The organism is Nitrospina sp. P1_D6 (assembly GCF_052156615.1).
Classification (GTDB): domain Bacteria; phylum Nitrospinota; class Nitrospinia; order Nitrospinales; family Nitrospinaceae; genus Nitrospina.
Genome location: NZ_JBQKUN010000002.1, coordinates 81266 through 99364 on the forward strand (window position 1 = coordinate 81266; position 18099 = coordinate 99364).

Annotated in this window: 17 protein-coding genes; 11 read left to right on the top strand and 6 right to left on the bottom strand. The window is 56.4% G+C overall.

Annotated elements, in window-relative coordinates; all coding sequences use genetic code 11:
* Window positions 1-71 precede the first annotated feature (71 nt).
* A complete protein-coding gene (gene pgeF, locus ACTRXA_RS04035) occupies window positions 72-851 on the bottom strand; it encodes a peptidoglycan editing factor PgeF (RefSeq protein ID WP_442425926.1) in 780 nt (259 codons plus the stop codon).
* Between the two features lie 316 nt (window positions 852-1167).
* Between pgeF and ACTRXA_RS04040 the strand changes: the two genes are divergently transcribed.
* Window positions 1168-1401 carry a hypothetical protein gene (locus ACTRXA_RS04040; RefSeq protein ID WP_442425927.1) on the top strand — a complete coding sequence of 78 codons (234 nt, stop codon included), beginning with the start codon at window positions 1168-1170 and terminating at the stop codon, window positions 1399-1401.
* Between the two features lie 201 nt (window positions 1402-1602).
* Here ACTRXA_RS04040 and ACTRXA_RS04045 read toward each other — a convergent pair whose 3' ends face one another.
* Together ACTRXA_RS04045 and ACTRXA_RS04050 are read right to left on the bottom strand one after the other, a co-directional pair.
* Window positions 1603-2811: a class I SAM-dependent rRNA methyltransferase gene (locus tag ACTRXA_RS04045; protein WP_442425928.1), complete on the bottom strand. Its 1209-nt coding sequence runs from the start codon at window positions 2809-2811 to the stop codon at window positions 1603-1605.
* Between the two features lie 117 nt (window positions 2812-2928).
* Entirely contained in the window at window positions 2929-4158 is a 1230-nt protein-coding gene (locus tag ACTRXA_RS04050) for a M23 family metallopeptidase (protein WP_442425929.1), read from the bottom strand.
* Between the two features lie 184 nt (window positions 4159-4342).
* On the opposite strand from ACTRXA_RS04050, the gene ACTRXA_RS04055 reads away from it, so the two are divergent.
* Entirely contained in the window at window positions 4343-5434 is a 1092-nt protein-coding gene (locus tag ACTRXA_RS04055; protein ID WP_442425930.1) for an SPL family radical SAM protein, read from the top strand.
* Between the two features lie 33 nt (window positions 5435-5467).
* On the opposite strand, the gene dnaN is transcribed toward ACTRXA_RS04055, so the two are convergent.
* Entirely contained in the window at window positions 5468-6577 is a 1110-nt protein-coding gene (dnaN, locus tag ACTRXA_RS04060; RefSeq protein ID WP_442425931.1) for a DNA polymerase III subunit beta, read from the bottom strand.
* 257 nt (window positions 6578-6834) lie between these two features.
* On the opposite strand from dnaN, the gene aroF reads away from it, so the two are divergent.
* From aroF to ACTRXA_RS04095, 7 genes are all read left to right on the top strand, one after another.
* Window positions 6835-7854 (top strand): 3-deoxy-7-phosphoheptulonate synthase, encoded by a 1020-nt coding sequence (gene aroF / locus ACTRXA_RS04065; protein ID WP_442425932.1) that lies wholly within the window; start codon window positions 6835-6837, stop codon window positions 7852-7854.
* 160 nt (window positions 7855-8014) lie between these two features.
* Window positions 8015-10735, top strand: coding sequence for a hypothetical protein (locus ACTRXA_RS04070; protein WP_442425933.1), 2721 nt, complete (start codon window positions 8015-8017; stop codon window positions 10733-10735).
* 56 nt (window positions 10736-10791) lie between these two features.
* A complete protein-coding gene (locus tag ACTRXA_RS04075; protein ID WP_442425934.1) occupies window positions 10792-11424 on the top strand; it encodes a tetratricopeptide repeat protein in 633 nt (210 codons plus the stop codon).
* A gap of 132 nt (window positions 11425-11556) precedes the next feature.
* Window positions 11557-12420, top strand: coding sequence for a dimethylarginine dimethylaminohydrolase family protein (locus tag ACTRXA_RS04080; RefSeq protein WP_442425935.1), 864 nt, complete (start codon window positions 11557-11559; stop codon window positions 12418-12420).
* A gap of 81 nt (window positions 12421-12501) precedes the next feature.
* Window positions 12502-13431, top strand: a complete 930-nt coding sequence (argF, locus tag ACTRXA_RS04085; RefSeq protein WP_442425936.1) for an ornithine carbamoyltransferase — start codon at window positions 12502-12504, stop codon at window positions 13429-13431.
* Window positions 13432-13579: 148 nt separating this feature from the next.
* Complete coding sequence (gene orn / locus ACTRXA_RS04090) at window positions 13580-14161, top strand: oligoribonuclease (RefSeq protein ID WP_442425937.1); 582 nt, start codon at window positions 13580-13582, stop codon at window positions 14159-14161.
* Window positions 14162-14166: 5 nt separating this feature from the next.
* Window positions 14167-14442, top strand: a complete 276-nt coding sequence (locus ACTRXA_RS04095; protein WP_442425938.1) for a hypothetical protein — start codon at window positions 14167-14169, stop codon at window positions 14440-14442.
* A 31-nt stretch (window positions 14443-14473) separates the two neighbouring features.
* Here ACTRXA_RS04095 and purC read toward each other — a convergent pair whose 3' ends face one another.
* Window positions 14474-15178: a phosphoribosylaminoimidazolesuccinocarboxamide synthase gene (gene purC / locus ACTRXA_RS04100; RefSeq protein WP_442425939.1), complete on the bottom strand. Its 705-nt coding sequence runs from the start codon at window positions 15176-15178 to the stop codon at window positions 14474-14476.
* Window positions 15179-15202: 24 nt separating this feature from the next.
* The gene (gene purB, locus ACTRXA_RS04105; protein ID WP_442425940.1) at window positions 15203-16504 is read right to left on the bottom strand and encodes an adenylosuccinate lyase; all 1302 of its coding nucleotides are present in this window, start codon (window positions 16502-16504) and stop codon (window positions 15203-15205) included.
* A gap of 182 nt (window positions 16505-16686) precedes the next feature.
* Between purB and ACTRXA_RS04110 the strand changes: the two genes are divergently transcribed.
* Window positions 16687-17175: a low molecular weight protein-tyrosine-phosphatase gene (locus tag ACTRXA_RS04110; RefSeq protein WP_442425941.1), complete on the top strand. Its 489-nt coding sequence runs from the start codon at window positions 16687-16689 to the stop codon at window positions 17173-17175.
* A gap of 11 nt (window positions 17176-17186) precedes the next feature.
* Entirely contained in the window at window positions 17187-18062 is an 876-nt protein-coding gene (locus ACTRXA_RS04115; RefSeq protein ID WP_442425942.1) for a fructosamine kinase family protein, read from the top strand.
* Window positions 18063-18099: the final 37 nt, after the last annotated feature.

The following is an 18099-nucleotide window of genomic DNA, read 5'->3' on the forward strand; positions in this document are numbered from 1 at the left end:
TCAAAATCGGATCGTGATGGAAAATATTGTAGCACGAACACGCGCTCAATCCCGCCTGGCAATGGGGTAATTCAGTCTTTCAGCATGGCGAGGGTGATCATGCGTCCGGTTTGCCCTTCCCTGCGGTAGGAGAACCAGCGGTCAGGATGGCAGGCGGTGCAATCGCCGTGGAGATGGATGCGATCTGGAAGGATGCCCGACCGCTCGGCTTCCATGCGATTCGCCATCCACAAATCGAGCATGTATTTTCCCGGTTTGCCCGGTGTGCTGAAAGCCTGCCAGCCCCCATCCCGGTTTTTGAACGGAGTGACGCAATCCTCGTCCACCTCGTAACAGCAGGGGCCGATGGCCGGCCCGAGTCCCATCACCACCTGTTCCGGACGGCTTCCGAAGATCACTTTCATCGCATCGAGTGTTCGAGTGAGGATTCCCTGCTGGGTGCCACGCCGCCCGGCATGCGCCACGCCCACGGCATGCGCCTTTTCGTCGTAGAGGATAACGGGAACGCAGTCGGCGGTCATCACACCGATGGGGGTGTCCTTCAGGTGGGTCACCAGCGCGTCCGCTTCCTGGCCGCCCACCTGCGCCGGAGTCATCGATTCGCGGTCGATCACCACAACACGGTCGCTGTGAACCTGCTTTGCGAGGAACAGGCGATCGTGTTCGATACCCAGTGATTGCAAAAACCATCGGCGGTGCTCCACCGACGCGCTTTCCATTTCGTCTCTTCCCAGATGCAACGGTTCGACGGTTCCATCTTCATGAACCGCGCAACGCGGGCTGACCCCGTGAACAAGCCGCGAACACACATCCAAACCGGGAATGGGTTGATTGGGGATACGAACACTCATAAATTTTTTCAGTTTTTTTCCGGTTCTGATTCAGTATGCAAAACGTTCATTGCTCAAAACTTTTATTCGATGCAAAAAAAGCAGTACTCTATTTTAAGGCCATTTTATGCATGCTTCCGACATGCATGCTAAAAAACAAATGAAGCACACGCACTGCGGAACATGCAGACAAAACCATAAACACTTCACCCATCAAACCACAACTGCCTCATTTTTTGACAATATTTTCTTGACAAAGTAAGTGTATGGAATAAAATACATTAAAATATTTGGGCGCTGAGACATACCAGATATTTTTAAACGAAAGGAGTTCTTGATGGCAACCAAGAAAAAATCCAAAGCAAAAACCAAGACCAAGGCTAAGGCGAAAACCAAAACCAAAGCCAAGGCGAAAACGAAAAAGAAAGTAACACGGAAGAAAGCAACAAAGAAAAAAGCCACGAAGAAAAAGGCTACCAAGAAAAAGGCTACTAAGAAAAAAGCGACCAAGAAGAAGGCAACCAAAAAGAAAGCGACCAAGAGAAAAGCTACGAAACGGAAAAAGAGCTGAGGTTGCTCCCGCTTACTTGGTATTGATTTGGGATTGTTTCTCTTTTACAAGTTCGAAGGTTGTATTCAGGGAAATCTCAAAGCATTCATTTGCAACTGGTATCGTTTCAGCGCCCAAAATTTCCCCCTCCTTTGATTCATCATTACTTTTTGCGTTCTTTTCCCGCCCTTCGGACTCCAGTAACTCCTTATATTCCTTAACTTAGCCAGAAAACTCCAGAAACACCCCCTTGAGATACGCCCCTTCCCTGAAGGTCACCGGGTGATCCAAAGCATGCCCCGTTTTGAGCATTTTTGCGGGGGTCCGGTTCGCGGCTTTCAGTCCCTGCTCGACCGCCCGGTAAAACTCATCCGCTGCCACCGGCCCGGAACAGGACGCAGAAAATAACGTTCCCCCCTTTGAGGTCACGCGTGCCCCGAGCCGGACCAGCCGCTGGTAGGCCCGAATCGCGTTCGGTTTGTCCTTTTTGCTCTTGGCGAACGCCGGCGGATCCAGAATCACCAGGTCGAATGTTGTGCCTTCCGCATTCAGGCGCTCCAGTGCTTCAAAGGCATCACCCTGAATCTGTGAAAACCGCCCCGAACTCGCCACCTCTTCACCGAAATTCAAAACCGTATTGGCACGAGCGGCATCGAGCGCGGGCCGGCTGATTTCGAGTTCCGTGACCGATTCGCATTCTCCCGCCAGCGCGTAAACGGAAAACCCGCCCGTGTAGCTGAACACATTGAGCACTGTTTTTCCCGAAGCACGGCGACGCACCTCCTGCCGGTTGTCGCGCTGATCGAGAAAGAATCCTGTCTTTTGTCCCGCCACCACGTCGGCTGTAAAACGCAATCCATTTTCCAGAAACTCAACCGGGCCCTCAACCGGGACACCCGCCAGCACCTGGCCGTCGTGGTACCCTCCCGCATCGACTTTCTGCACGTGGCGGCTCAATCGCAGAATCAGTCGCTCCGCACCAAACTCTTCCGTCAACAACGCCACGAGGATCGGCAGATGCGGCAACCATGCAGAGGTGTACACCTTCACAATCTGCGTTCCCGCGTAGCGGTCCACCACCAGCCCCGGCAGGGCGTCGTTTTCCCCGTTGACGAGACGGTATCCTGTCGTGTCTTCCGCTTCCAGTCCCTCACGCAACGCCGCCGCCGCACGCAATCGCTCCATGAAAAAATCACGGTCGATGATCACCGGTTTGCGGGTTTGCAGGATACGCAGGCGTATGTCGGAATAAGGATCGAACAGACCGATGGCGAGGAACTTGTTGGCGGAATCGTACACCACGCCCAGGTCACCTGCGGCACCCGACACCCTGCGGTCTTTCATCTGGTAGAACCGCACCCACGGGTCGCCGTTCAGGATACGCTTCTGCACTGTTTTCGAGACCTTGATTTTGATTTTTCCGGAACGCACGGAATCCGCTTTCCTTTCGTAAGACAAAAAAACCCTGCAATTCACGCAGGGTGAATGGTTTCAATTATACAGGTTGGGAGAGGGGTTGCCGAAACGCGGTGCGATCGTGGGACCCGGTCAGGAGTTCGCTTTCTTTTGCGTCTCGGCCCTGACCTGCAGGAAGGGTTTGCCTTCGAGCACCGCGTCGTAATGCCGCACCCGGGATGTGAATTCATCCATCGCCTGCGAGGGGATGCGGCGGACATGCGTTTTGTGGTGCCTGAACTCGAACGGGTTGTGAATGCGGCCGCCCTTGCCCAGGCGGCGCACCTCGTAGTGCAGGTGCGGCGCGAAGCTGCGTCCTGTGTTGCCGGAGGTGCCGATCTGCTGGCCGCGTTTCACGTATTCTCCCCGCCGCACCATCACGCGGTCGAGGTGCAGGTAGAGTGTGCGCACGCCTTCGCGCGGATGCACAATCTCGATGCAATAGCCGTTGTGGCTGCGGTTCCAGTTCGTGCGGGTGACGCGTCCGTGGAAACTCGCGTAAACCGGCGTGCCCACTTCGGCCTTGAAGTCGGTACCGTGATGGCCGTCCACCTTGCCCCTTCGATAGTCGCCGGGCAGCGAGGTGATGGCTTCATATTCCCGGATGGGAGCGCTGTGGTTGCGCAGGCGGGGAAACAGTTCGCGCCCGGATTTATCGAAATAACTGCCGTATTTCATGTTGGGTGCACGGTAGTAGTTGGCCTCAATCACCTGTTTCAGAAACCGGCTGTCGTATACCAGCTTAAGAATACGAAAGCGTTCCTCGCTTTCGATCTCCTCGTAGACGAGGGACAAGCGATCGCCCTTGCGCACCGATTGGCTGACATCGAGGTACCACGACAGAATGCGCGCGGCATAGGCGGACAGGCGTTTGCAGTCGTCGGCGGGCAGGCGCGCACACAACGAATGCGTGAGCGACAGCTTCACCTCCAGATCGAGCGTGTGCAGTCGGCTTTGTTCGAGCGCGGAAGGGTCGTACGCCGTCTTTTTTACCTCCGGCAGAACGGACGATTCCAGCTCGGCCATGAAAGCTTCCGCATTGCCGGCGATCCAGCCGCCTTCATTCGGCAGGTCCTGGGTTTTCTCCTCCACCCAGTCCACCGCAGGGCCCAGAGGCGTGGCACTCACCATCTCCTGCACCGGTTTCTGGGGAACGAGGCCAAGGAGATCCCGAACCAGATCGGTGTCTTTATTGAAGAAAAGGAACGTGCCGAAACCCATCAGCGTATACAGCACCACCCAGAACGGACTGGGACCTTTTTTCTTCTGCGGCCAGTCCTGGTCTTTTAATAACGAAGATTCCTGCGTTGGTTCCAAATCCATTTCAGCCACTCAAAAGTCCGGCCCGGAGACCCAAAGGAAAAATCCGGCAATAATGAGGACAGGCGGGAAAGTGCTTGATTTCACGTTCCCTCCTCCTCTAAAAACCTGTATATTATCGCAGATAGCCCCCATTCAGACAATAGCGAAAAATCGAATAAAGTTAATTTTTTCAATAAAATAGACCATGCCGTTCGAACCCGACCTCATCGTGCTGGACACCCCGGCGGAGGACCACCCCTTCACCCAGAGGGTGCTGGAAACCCTGCCCGGCGTGCCCGTGCGGCGGGACCACACTCCGGAAAATGCAGTCGAAACCCTGCGCGAGGAGGCGGTCGATGTGTTTGGCGCGGCCAAGCGGCAGCTCGCCCTCACCACCTTCAAGGGATCGTTTCTTAAAAAGTGCCCGGGGTTGAGTCCCGGCATGGTGTGCTGCAACTACTATGTCGTCAACCTGATCAAAAACTGCGTGTACGATTGCTCGTACTGCTTCCTGCAGGATTTTCTGGAAAACAATCCCCTGCTCACCGCTTTCGTCAACATCGACGACCTGCTGGCGGAACTGGAAGAGGAGTTTTGCGAACACCCGGACCGGTCGTTCCGCGTCGGCACCGGCGAAGTCACGGACAGCCTTGCGCTCGATGACCTTCTGCCTTACACGGATTACCTGGTGCCTTTTTTCAACCGGCAGAACAACGCGGTGCTGGAACTCAAAACCAAGTCCGACTGCGTGGACAACCTGCTCAAACAACCTGACCCGACCAATGTCATCGTGTCGTGGTCGCTGAACCCCGAAGAAATTGTCGAGCGGGAAGAGATCGGCACGCCGTCACTGGCCCAACGGCTGGACGCGGCGCGGCGTTGCGCGGAACACGGCTTCCAGGTGGGGATCCATCTCGACCCGGTGATCCTGTTCGACGGCTGGGAAAGAGCGTACGGGCGGTTGATCGAACAGGTTTTCGACACCCTGCCCGCCCACCAGTTGGAATGGATCAGCCTCGGCAGTTTCCGCTACCGTCCGAACCTGAAACGCGTCATTAAGGAACGGCATCCCCATACCCGCCTGCTCACGCAGGAGCACGTCGCCGGCGCCGACGGCAAGTTTCGTTACCTGCGGCCTTTGCGCAATCACGCTTACGACACCCTGCGAACCACCATCAAACGGCGCGCGCCGGAGGTGGACGTCTATCTGTGCATGGAGACGAAGGAAGTGTGGGAGGGCGTCACCGGTCACCTGCCCCGCGCGGACGAATCCCTCGACCGCTTTTTCGATTTTTAAAAAGAAATCAGATTGGGGTGGGAACGCGCCGGATCACAGCCGCATGGGCATGACGATGGAGAGGTAGTCCTTGTCGTCGTTGATGGTCAACAGGCAGGAGTGGTTTTCGTCTTTCAGGTTCATCACCACCTCAGGTTCCTCCACCACCGCCAGCACATCCAGGATGTAACGCGCGTTGAGGCCAATGGATACCGGTTCTCCGTCATAATTGATTTCCAGTTCCTCGGTGGCGTTGCCGATTTCGGTTCCCTCGGACACCAGCGTCATCAGCCCCGGAGTGATGTCGAACCGCACCATCTTCGATTTTTCATCCGCCAGCAGGGCCACGCGTTTGAGCGCGTGCACCAGCGATTCGGTGTTGACCGTCACCTTGAGGTTGTTGTCGCCGGGGATCACCTGCCGGTAGTTGGGAAACTTTCCGTCGATCTTGCGCGACACGATGACCTGCTGTTCCTGAATGAACGCGAGCTGGTTGTCCTTCACGGAAAACGAGCAGGTGGCGTCGTCGCTTTCCATCAGCTTCAACAATTCCGTCAGCAATTTCTTCGGCAACAGGTAACCTGACTTGTCCACCTTGTCGGCGTTTGCCTTGAGCAGGGGACGTTTGATGAACGTCATGCGATGGCCGTCGGTGCCGACCAGGTTCACGTGGTTGTCTTCCTTTTCCAGGAGCAGACCGTTCAGGGCCTGCCTGGTTTCGTCCGGTGAGATGGCGAAATAGGTTTTACGGATCATCTCCCGCAGTTGCGGTCCGCTGAACTCCATGAGAGGCTCTTCGCTGTACTCCGGAAGCTTCGGGTAGTCCGCCGCCGCCAGACCGGGCAGGCGGAACTTCGACTTGCCGCAGGTGATCGTCACCCAGTCGTTGTCCTCCTTTTTCAGCGTCACCTCCAGGTCCGGAAGCTCCTTCAATATATCGAACAGCTTGCGCGCGTTGACGGTGACCGAGCCCTGGGTGACCACATTTGCCGGGCAGAACCGCTTCATGCCGATTTCGAGGTCGGTCGCCTGCAGGTATACGCCTTTTTTTTCAGTGGAGATCAGCGTGTGGGACAGGATGGGCATGGCGCCTTTGCTTTCCACGATGCCCTGAACCTTGTGCACCCCGTTGAGAAAGGCGTCGCGTCCGATTTTGATTTCCATCCGGCCTCCGGGAGTGAGTGGTGCGTCGAAAAAAGGAGAGAATCCTCAAGAGTTTGTTAATTATCACACTTCCATGAAAGCTGTCAAAAATTTCATCTCCCGCCCCGTCCCCCCCTGCTGAAAACCGAAAAACACAAAGCCGGAACCCGGCGTTGCAGCCGGGTGTGGAAAACGGTTGATTTCTTTGTAAAGTGCTGTCTTGACTGGATTTTTAAAAGCATGCTAATTTGATACCAACCTCATAAAAGGAGTTGGCAATGATCGTAGTGCTCAAGGCGGACACCTCCCCGGAGGAGGTCCAGGCCGTGAAGGATAAAATCAAGGAAAACGGATTCACTCCCCACGAGATCCAGGGAGTGGAACGCAAGGTCATCGGCGCGGTCGGTGACGAACATTTCAAGGATCACCTCATGGAAGTTCTCGACTCCATGCCGGGTGTCGAGGACGTGATCCCCATCCTCAAACCGTACAAACTGGCCGGACGCGAAATCAAAAACGCGAATTCAGTGATCGAATGCGACGGGTTCGCCATCGGCGGCGACCGCCTGGCGCTGATCGCCGGTCCCTGCTCGGTGGAAAGCCACGACCAGATGATGGCCACCGCCAGCTCCGTGAAACACGCCGGAGCCAACATGCTGAGAGGCGGCGCATTCAAGCCGCGCACCTCCCCATACAGCTTCCAGGGCCTGGAAGAAGAAGGCCTCAAGCTCCTGAAGGAGGCGAAGGAAGCGACGGGCCTGCCCATCGTCACCGAAGTCATGAACCCCGGCGACGTGGAACTGGTCGCGCGTTACGCCGACGTGCTGCAGGTGGGTGCGCGCAACGTGCAGAACTTCTCGCTCCTCAAGGAACTGGGCAAGGTGAACAAACCCGTGCTCCTGAAACGCGGCATGATGACCACCATCAAGGAATTCCTCATGTCGGCGGAATACATTCTGTCCGAGGGCAACAAGGACGTCATCCTGTGCGAGCGCGGCATTCGCACCTTCGAAACCGCCACCCGCAACACGCTGGACATCGCCTGCGTGCCGGTGCTCAAACGCGAAACCCACCTTCCGGTCGTGATCGATCCCAGCCACGCCACCGGCCACTGGGACCTGGTGGAGCCGATGGCACGGGCCGCCGTGGCCGCCGGAGCGGACGGGTTGATGATCGAGGTGCACCCGGATCCGGTCAATGCCTTCTCCGACGGACCGCAGTCGCTCAAACCATCGAAGTTCGTCAGGCTGGTGGAAAACATCCGTCCGTTTGTGCAACTCATGGGCCGGACCCTGTAGCCTCGACATAAACTACTGATTTTTCAGGCAATTCTGAGGCTCTCCGCTTGAAACACACAGGCGTTTGGTTTATCCTGCTGGGTGATACAATCCATTTAATTTGAACCTTGTACGGTCCTGCCGTCGCTTTTCGTGTCCGGCAGGCAGGTGGCGAGTCCAGATGCTTGAACTGTATCAGACCAACCGAAAGCAAGCTCAGGAATACAGGGAGAGTCTCGTCTCCCAACTGGACCAGCTCACCGACCCGCAGGACCTGCCCTCCATCCAGGACAACAACCCCCAGCCGTTTTACCTGGAATTCAAAAAGAAGCTCGCCCTGTTCGTGCAAAAGGAAACCGATCTGCTGCAAAAGGAGCTCCAGCAGTCCGAGAACAGCCATCTGCTGCTGCTGAAACGCACGGCGCTGGTCGATGCGGTGGTGCAGACGGGGTTTGCGCGTGCGGTGTGGATGTGCAACCGCGGCAGAACCGAACCGTGGGGGAATCATGATTTCCCGGTGGCGGTGATCGCCCGTGGCGGGTACGGCCGCGAAGAAATGTACTTCCACTCCGACGTGGACATGCAGATCGTGGTCCGCACCGGGGCGGCAGAAGAGGAAAAGGAGCGAGGTTACCAGTTGATCAATTTCTTCGATTACCTGCTGGTGTACCAGGACATCTTTCCCACCGCCGCCAGCACGGGCCATTCAGAAATCGATACGGAAAGCCTGGACCTGAAGGAAAACGAGGTCGCGTCATTTCACTCCCTGCTCGAACACCGCCTGGTGGCGGGCAATCCGCTGGTGTACCGCGAGTTCACCAGCTCCATAAAAACCGCGAGCCTCATTCACAAGGATAAGATCATCCGGCACTGCCTTCAGTACAAACATTATTTTGAAGTGCCGAATACGGTGTTTCGCCAGGAACCGAACCTGAAGGAAGAACTGCGCCGCCTGTACTGGGCACTCAGCCTCGTCCGCATCCAGGGGGGGTATCACGAGATCAATCAATTTGAACTGCTGGTGGAACTGTACAACACCGGAAAGCTGAGCACGACGGCTTTCAAAAACATGAAAAAAGCGCTGAATTTCGTCTCGCGTATGCGCCTGTTCCTGCATTGTCACCAGAAAGGTTCGCACCGCGACGTACTCAGCTACGAGGTGCGGGAAGTGATCGCGGAGTCGATGGGCTACACCGGAAAGGTTCGGGAATTTTTCCAGGAATACTTTTTCAACGCGGTCCTGCCGATGAAGCGTTTCAGCCGCAACCTGTTCTGGGACGGCATCACGCCCTCAACCGAGAAAACACGCCGGCTGTCGCCGGATTTCGCACTCAACTCGGAATCGCAGATCGTACTCCAGGATGACAGGGAAGACGTGACGTGGGATTCGCCCCTGCCCATCCTCGAGTTGTTCGTGTGGGTGTCGCGAAAGAATTACTTTCTTTCGTACCCGGTCGTTCGCGCCATCGAACGCCATGCCGATCAGATGCTGCCCATGTTCCAGAGCGGAGCGGATCAGGTACAGGTTCAGCAATTGTTCCATGCCATTCTGCGTGGCAAACACTTCGCCCGGGCTCTACGCTACCTGCACGAGTTCCGCCTGCTGGAAAGCTTTTTCATCCCGGAATTCAAAAACCTGAGCGGGCTGCTGCAGGACATCTACGTGCACCTGTTCCCGACGGACATCCACGTACTGGCAGCGCTCGACGCGCTCAACCGGCTGGACATCGATCCGGAAGCCGACCCTTTTCTCACCGGCCTGTACCATTCGCTCAAGGACAAATCCACCATGCGCCTGTCGGTGCTGCTGCACGATATCGGCAAGGGACTCAAAACCGAGGGGGAAAACGAGGAGCTGGTGGGCTCGCGCGCGGTGCCGCGCATCCTGGAAAACCTGGGCTTCGGCAAAAACCAGAAAATGATCCGCGACATCGCGTTCCTCGTCGAGAAACACCTCATGATGCGGGACCTCATGATGCTCGATCCGGACGACGACACAACGTACGAGATGATCTGGGACCTGGTGGAGAAAAACGTCGAGCGGCTCAAGATGCTGATCCTCCTCACCTACGCAGACCGCGCGGGTACCAAGATGAAGATGACCCAGACGCAGATCGACCAGCTCAAGTATTTCTACCAGTTCACGCTCCAGTTCAAGAAACGTGAAAGCGTGCCGATTCCCGTGAAGCAGGAATTTCTGAAAATGATCCGCCTGCCTCGCGATCTTCAGTCGCAGTTGCAGATCTACGACCAGTTCAAAAAATCGCGCGAAGGTTTCGCCACGGAGTTGTTTTACAAACCGGAACATCCGGCAGAACTGGTGGTGTGCACACGCGACCAGCAGGGCCTGTTGTACAAAATCGCGGCGGTGCTGGCGTTCAACCATCTCAGCATCATTGAGGCCAACGTCCACACGCTGGACGACAACGTGTTCGACATCTTCAAGGTGGTCAGCGCCACGGGCGACCCGGTCGATTTCTCCAATTTCTTTTTCATCCAGAAGCAGGTGATCGACGACCTCCGGCGTGTGTTTGTCGGCAACCTGGACATCGCCTCGCTTTACCGCGGCCGTGCCCTGAGCTCCAGCCACCAGGTGAGCAAGTACAACGACATCAAGCTGAAGGTGTCCATCATCGGGCGCACGGTCAAGGTGGAGACGCACGATATCCTGGGCACGATGATGATGGAAACCAGGGTCTTCTCCGACCTGAACATGAAAATCGAACGGGCGGTGATCCACACCACGCTTGAAAACGCGTCCAACGTGTTTTACGTTCGGCCGGAAGACGTGCGCAAGATCATCCAGGAAGAGGACAAGTTCAAAACCCAACTCAAAAACGCCCTTCGGCCGCTGATCGAGATCAAGCCGATCTTTCCCAACGAACCGGCAGAAGTGGCCTGACTGACAGCGAGACGCCTATGACACGCGGTTACCTTTTTTTCCCGATGACATTCCTGATGCTGTGGCTGACAGCCGCGGTTCCCGGTGCGGTGGCCGCGCCCCAGAGCCCGGAACTCCAAGAGGCCCTGACCCTCGATCGTGATGAGTTTGTTGCGGAATCCATCGCCGCGTGGCAGAAGTACATTGAAACCAGTCCACCGAAAAACATGCACATTTATGCCGGGGTGAAAATGTGCATTGCATACGCAAAAACCGGGCGTTTCCTGGAGGCCATGAAAGCGGCGCAGGCCCTGGCGGACAAGTATCCTGACCACTACGATGTTCAGTTCAACCTCGCCAACATGATGAGTGCCGTCCAACGGTTTGACCAGGCCGTGGCCGCGTTTCAGGAAGTCGTCAAGATGCGCCCGCAGGAAGGATTGGGGCACGTGGGCCTCGGGCTGGCCCTGTTCGGCAATGGCAAGACCGATGAGGCTGTGAAGAGGCTGCGCCAGGCGCGCGCTCTCTTCAAGGAACAGAAAAACATTTCCTGGTACCAGAACGTGCGCATCATGATCGGCCAGATGAAAAGTTTCGCCCCCTACCCGCCAGATTTCTCCAACCTGTGGCTCACCAACAACATACGCACCATCCGTGAAACGTACGAGACCGGCGTGTTCCGCCAGTACGAGGAAACCCTGAACCTGTAAAAAGGGTCAACCCCACCCCCTCAATTCTCCATAACATACGAAAATTCAAATATTTATTTAAAATTTAAGGCGAATCCTCTGCATGGCGGGCCTCATCTAAATATAAGAACCCTGTTTCTCAGGAGGTCTGCCATGAAGCCCAAAATGCTGATGTGTGCGCCGGACCATTTCGGCGTCCGTTACGTGATCAATCCGTGGATGGAAGACCAGATCGACCACATCGACACCGACCGCGCCCGCGCCCAGTGGGAGGCCTTTTACCATGCGTTGACCGAAAAGGCGGAGGTGCACCTCATCGAGCCGCGGCGCGAATCTCCCGATATGGTGTTCACCGCCAACGCGGGGCTTCTGGTGGACGGGGTGTTTGTGCTGAGCCGTTTCCGTCACAAGGAACGCCAGGGGGAAGAACCGCATTATCTGGAATGGTTCCGGCAGAATGACAGCGAGATCGTGAAACTGGCGGATGGTATCGCGTTCGAAGGCGAAGGCGATGCTCTTCCACAACCGGGCCAGGACTGGATCTGGGCGGGCTGGGGGTTCCGCACGGATCTCGCGGCACACCGTTTTCTGGAGCAGAAACTGGCACGGCCTGTGGTGTCGCTCCATCTCGTCGATCCGCGCTTTTACCACCTCGACACCTGCTTTTGCCCCCTGCCCGACGACCGGGCGATGTATTTCCCGGAAGCGTTCGACGCCGACAGCCTGCGGCAGATCGAGGCACGCATCGCTCCGGAAAACCGCATCGTCGTCTCGCAGGAGGATGCCGAACACTTTGCCTGCAACACCGCCCGCGTACACAAGACCCTTTTCATGAATCACGCCACCCCGGCCTTGCGGGAGCGGCTGGAATCCCTGGGCTTTGCCGTGGTGCTCTGCCCGGTGGACGAGTTCATGAAAGCCGGCGGTGCGAACAAGTGCCTGACCCTGGTGCTGGATGCAGGCGACCCGGCCGAAACCCTTCCCCAAAGCCCGGAACAGGCGGAATCCTCCCGCTGAAAACCGGCACAATAGGGGGTATTCCTGCGGGCCGGGATCGTGTAAAATAACCCCTTTTCGACGCACCCCACGAAAGCCCGTATGGACATCTCTTTGCCGCAAAAAGATTTTCTGGTGCTCACGGATTTCACCCGCGAGCAGTTGTCCGCCCTGCTTGACCTCGCAGAGGACATGAAGCGCCAGCCGGAGGCCTACCGCAATGCGCTTGCCGGAAAATCGCTGGGCATGATATTCCACAAGCAATCGACCCGTACCCGCATTTCGTTCGAGGTGGGCATGTTCCAGATGGGCGGGCAGGCGCTCTTTTTCAGTCCCGGCGACATGCAACTCTCTCGCGGGGAGACCATTGAAGATACGGCAAGGGTTTTGTCCCGGTACCTGGATGCGGTCATGATCCGCACCTTCGCATACGACGACATCGTGGAACTGGCAAAGCACGCGACCATTCCCATCATCAACGGGCTCACCGATTTCAACCATCCCTGCCAGGCGTTGTCGGACATGATGACCATCCGGGCACACTTCGGCAAACTGGAGGGATTGAAGCTCGCCTACATCGGCGATGGCAACAACATGGCGGTGTCCCTTCTGTTCGCCTGCATCCGCATGGGCATGCACATCTCCATCGCCAGCCCGCCGAATTACACCATCACCCCCAAAGCCATGGAATGGATTCTCGACGACGCGGAACGGGACGAACTCGACATCTGCCTGACGGACAACATCGAAGAAGCGGCCAAAGACGCGGACGTGGTGTACACCGACGTGTGGGCCAGTATGGGGCAGGAAGAGGAACGCAAGAAACGCCTGCACGATCTCGCTGATTACACGGTGGACGACATGGTGATGTCCTTCGCCAGCACGAATGCCGTGTTCATGCACTGTCTGCCCGCGCACAGGGGAGAGGAGGTCGGCGCTTCAGTGATCGACGGCCCCGCCTCGATCGTCTTCGACCAGGCGGAAAACCGTCTGCACCTGCAGAAAGCCATCCTGTATGGACTGGTTAAATGACCCCCGCCGGAGGCCCGTTTTCGGCCCCGGAGGGTGGTTTTAATATCAACAGAATTGGGTTAGAATCGGTTTCTCAACCCGTTATGAAGAAAACAGGCCGGAACACCCGCACACCTGCGTGCAAACCGGCCGTCATGAAAGTCGACTTATGAGTCTTGTGGATTCCAGCAATCTGGTGTGGATGGACCTGGAAATGACCGGGTTGGATCCGGACAAGGAAGAAATCATTGAAATCGCAACCATCGTCACCGACAGCCAGCTCAATATCCTGGCGGAGGGGCCCTGTCTTGTGATCCATCAGGACGACGCCATCCTGGAACGGATGGATGATTGGAACCAGAAAACCCACTCCGCTTCCGGCCTCATTCAGAAAGTGAAGGAATCGACCCTGACCGTGGAAGAAGCCGAACAGCGAACGCTGGACTTCATCAAGCAGTACGTCCCCTATAAAACCTCGCCACTCTGCGGCAATTCGATCCAGCAGGACCGGCGGTTTCTCGACCGCTACATGAAAGACCTCACGGACTACCTGCACTACCGCAACATCGATGTGACGTCCATCAAGGAAGTGATCCGCCGCTGGTATCCGAACGGCACCCGCCTGCCTAAAAAAAGCGACGCGCACATGGCACTCACCGATGTTCGGGAGTCCATTGAAGAACTTATTTTTTACCGCAACAATTTTTTCGTCGACGTGTCGAACTACATGTCCGAGGAAGGAAATCTGTAACTGCCATGAAACTGAACAAGGCCGCCGTGGCCACCATTTTGTTCCTGGGAATTTTTGGAGGCATGACCTTCATGATGATCTGGTCGGGAAGCAAGTACGAGTGCGAAGTGTGCATCTCGTACAACGGTTACGACATCTGCCAGCAGGTGGAAGGCATGGACTATGAAACCACCGTGCAGACCGGCATCAGTACTGCGTGCGCCGGGGCCGCCAGTGGCCGGACGGAGTCGATGGAGTGCGGCATGACGCCGCCCACCAAGGTCACCTGCAAGGAACTGTAAAGACCGGGGGCCGCAAGCGGCCCCCGTCCGGTCAACCACAGATCATGTGGTACACTTCCTCGTACTTTTCCTTCACCTGCCCCAGGTTGAAACGGAAGCGGTCCTTGTCCATCTTCTCGTTCGTATCCCAGTGCCACAGCCGGCATCCGTCCGGGCTGATCTCGTCGCCCAGCAAAATCTCTCCCTTGTGGCGCCCAAACTCCAGTTTGAAATCCACAAGGCGGATCTTGCGCTCCTTGAAGTAGTCCCACAACAGCTGGTTGATCTTGAGACCCTGCTCCCGGAGCACTTCAATCTCCGCATCCGTCGCCAGACCGAATTCGCGGATGTGGTACTCATTGATCATCGGATCGCCCAGATCGTCATCCTTGTAATAGAACTCGAGAATGGGATTCTTCAGGATTTCGCCTTCCGGCCGGCCCATGCGCTTGGCCAGACTGCCCGCCACCACGTTGCGCAGAACCACCTCGACCAGAATGATGTCCAGTTTCTTCACCAGCATCTCGCGGTCATTCAACTCTTCCACCATGTGGGTTTTGATGCCCTTGCCTTCGAGAAACTTGAAAATCGCCGCCGATACGTGGTTGTTGACGATCCCCTTGTCCACGATCTCGCCCTTCTTGATGCCGTTGAACGCAGACGCATCGTCCTTGAAATACTGGATCACCAGATCCGGATCGTCCGTGGTGTGAATGCTTTTAGACTTGCCTTCGTATATTTTTTCCAATCGTTTCATGTTTTCATCCTATGTTTCATGTTCTCATCCTGTTTTATTGAACACTCTCTCAAAAATGCGGTCCACATTCCGCAAATGTTTTTTCAGGTCGAACGCCTGATCGATCTCCTCGGCGCTCAACTTTTCCTTGATGTCCTCATCCTGCTTCAACAGGGAAACGAAATCGCCCCCCTGCTCCCACACCTGCATGGCGTTGCGTTGCACCATGCGGTACGCCTCGTCCCGCGTCACGCCCTTGCGCGTGAGCGCGAGCAAAACGTGTTCGGAAAAAACCAGCCCCTTCGTCAGTTCCAGGTTGCGCATCATGTTGTCCGGATACACCACCAACTGCTCGATCAGGCGGATCATCTTGTTCAGCATGTAATGAACGAGGATGGTGCTGTCCGGGCCGATGATACGTTCCACCGACGAATGGCTGATATCGCGCTCGTGCCACAGCGGCATGTTCTCCATCGCCGCCATGGCGTTGGCGCGCACCACGCGCGCCAGTCCGCAAATCTGTTCGGAGACCACGGGGTTGCGCTTGTGCGGCATCGCCGACGATCCCTTCTGTCCCTTTGAAAAGTACTCTTCCGCTTCCAGCACTTCGGTTTTCTGCAGGTGACGGATTTCGGTGGCGATCTTCTCCAAAGTGGTGGCGACGATCGCCAGCGTCGTGAAAAACTGCGCGTGCCGGTCACGCTGGATGACCTGGCTGGAAATGCGCGCCGGTTTCAATTCCAGCTGGTCGCAGACGTATTCCTCCACATCCACGTCGATCCCCGCAAACACGCCCACCGCGCCGGAGATCTGCCCGACGGCGATCTGGTCGCGCGCCTGTTCCAGGCGTTCCCGGTTGCGGTTGACCTCTTCGTACCAGTTCGCCAGCTTGAGGCCGAACGAAGTCGGCTCCGCGTGAATGCCATGCGTGCGACCGATGACCGGTGTGTGCTTGTGCTCCAAAGCGCGTTGCTTCAACACCTCGGCAAAGCGCTCAAGTTCACGCAGAATCAGGTTGGAAGCATCCTTCAACTGGACCGCCAGCGCCGTGTCCAGAACGTCGGATGACGTCATGCCCACGTGCATGAATCGCGCTTCCGGCCCCACGTATTCCGCAACCGACGTCAAAAACGCAATGACGTCGTGCTTCACTTCCTTTTCGATTTCATCGATGCGGGAAACGTCGAACCCGGCTTTCTGCTTGATCGTGTCCACCGCCTCCTGCGGAATTTGTTTGAGATCGGCGAGCGCCTCGCAGGCATGGATTTCAATGGCGAGCCAGATGCGAAAACGGTTTTCCGGCTTCCAGATGAAAGCCATTTCGGGCAGTGTATAACGTTCGATCAAAACGGAATCCTTCTTGCGATATATTAATAATTTTTAATCAAAAGGCAGTTGAAGCCGCCCGATGCGGACCTTACAATGAATGAATCGGTTTGACTTTGAAAGTGCAAAGGGCGTGAGGTGCTTTTCCGGTAAGGAAAACACGCGTCATCTTAAACGGATTCCGCCGCCAAATCAAATATACAATGGGCCCCTCCAAAACCATTGAAATCTGCTTTGTTTGCCTCGGCAACATCTGCCGCTCCCCACTCGCTGAAGGGGTGTTTCAGCACCTCGTCAACTCACAGAAATTGCAGGAAAAAATCATCATCGACTCGGCAGGCACCGGAAACTGGCATGTGGGCTCGCCCCCGGACCGGCGGATGGAATCGACCGCCCGCAAAAAGGGAGTCCGGCTGACCTCCATCGCGCAGCAGTTCCAGCCCGGGGATTTCCGCCGTTTCGACCTGGTGATCGCCATGGACCGCTCCAACCTGCAAAGTCTGGAATACATGTGCCCCCCGGAGGTAGCCGGGCAAAAACTCAAGCTGTTCCGCTCTTTCGACCCTCAGGCCAACGGCGACCTGGACGTGCCCGATCCGTACTATGGGGGACAGTCCGGATTTGAAGACGTGTTCGAGATCGTGAACAGGACCTGTCCGCAGATCCTGGAATACATAAAAACCCGATTCTGAAATCGGTCTTTATGAAAAACGAACTGCACGGCGTTCTGAAAACGGTTTACGGCCAACCGGTGGAAATCCGGAACACGCAATCCATCGGCGGAGGGTGCATCAATGAAACGCTCCTCCTGACCCTATCCAACGGCGACCGCGTGTTCGTCAAGCACAACGGCCAGCCGCCGCCCGACTTCTTCGCGCGGGAAGCGGATGCGCTCCGCCTCATGGGACGCGCCAAGAACGGCCCGCGCGTTCCGCAGGTCATAGGCCTTCCCGAAGAAATCAATCCCCGCTACCTGCTTCTTGAATACATCGAACCGGGCACGCCCAATAGTGATTTCCACGAGCGCTTCGCACGCGGACTGGCGGGACTCCACCACATGTCGCACCAGTTTTACGGTTTCGACCGGGACAACTACATCGGTTCCACGGTGCAGATCAACCAGCCGGAGACCGATCCGCTCGTTTTTTTTCGCGAACACCGCCTGCGGTTTCAGCAGGAACTGGCACGCAAACGTGGCCTGCTTCCCACCAACGTGGACCAGCGTATCGACCTGCTTCTCAACAAACTCCACCTCTTGATGGACCTGGAAGGCGAAAAACCTGCATTGCTCCACGGAGACCTGTGGTCGGGCAATTATTTCGCCGACCGCTACGGCACGCCGTGCATTTTTGACCCGGCCAGCTATTTCGGTCTGCGCGAAGCGGACCTTGCGATGACGGAACTGTTCGGCCGTCTGCCGCAACGGTTCTACGACGCCTATCACGAAGTGTTTCCCCTGAATCCGGGATACGAAAACCGGAAACAGATTTTCAATCTGTACCATCTGCTCAATCACCTCAACCTTTTTGGAAGTTCCTATCTGTCCTCGGTGAAAGCCGTGGTGAACCGGTTTGTGTGACCGGTTCCATCTGCGGCCTCTGCAAGAGGACGGCTTC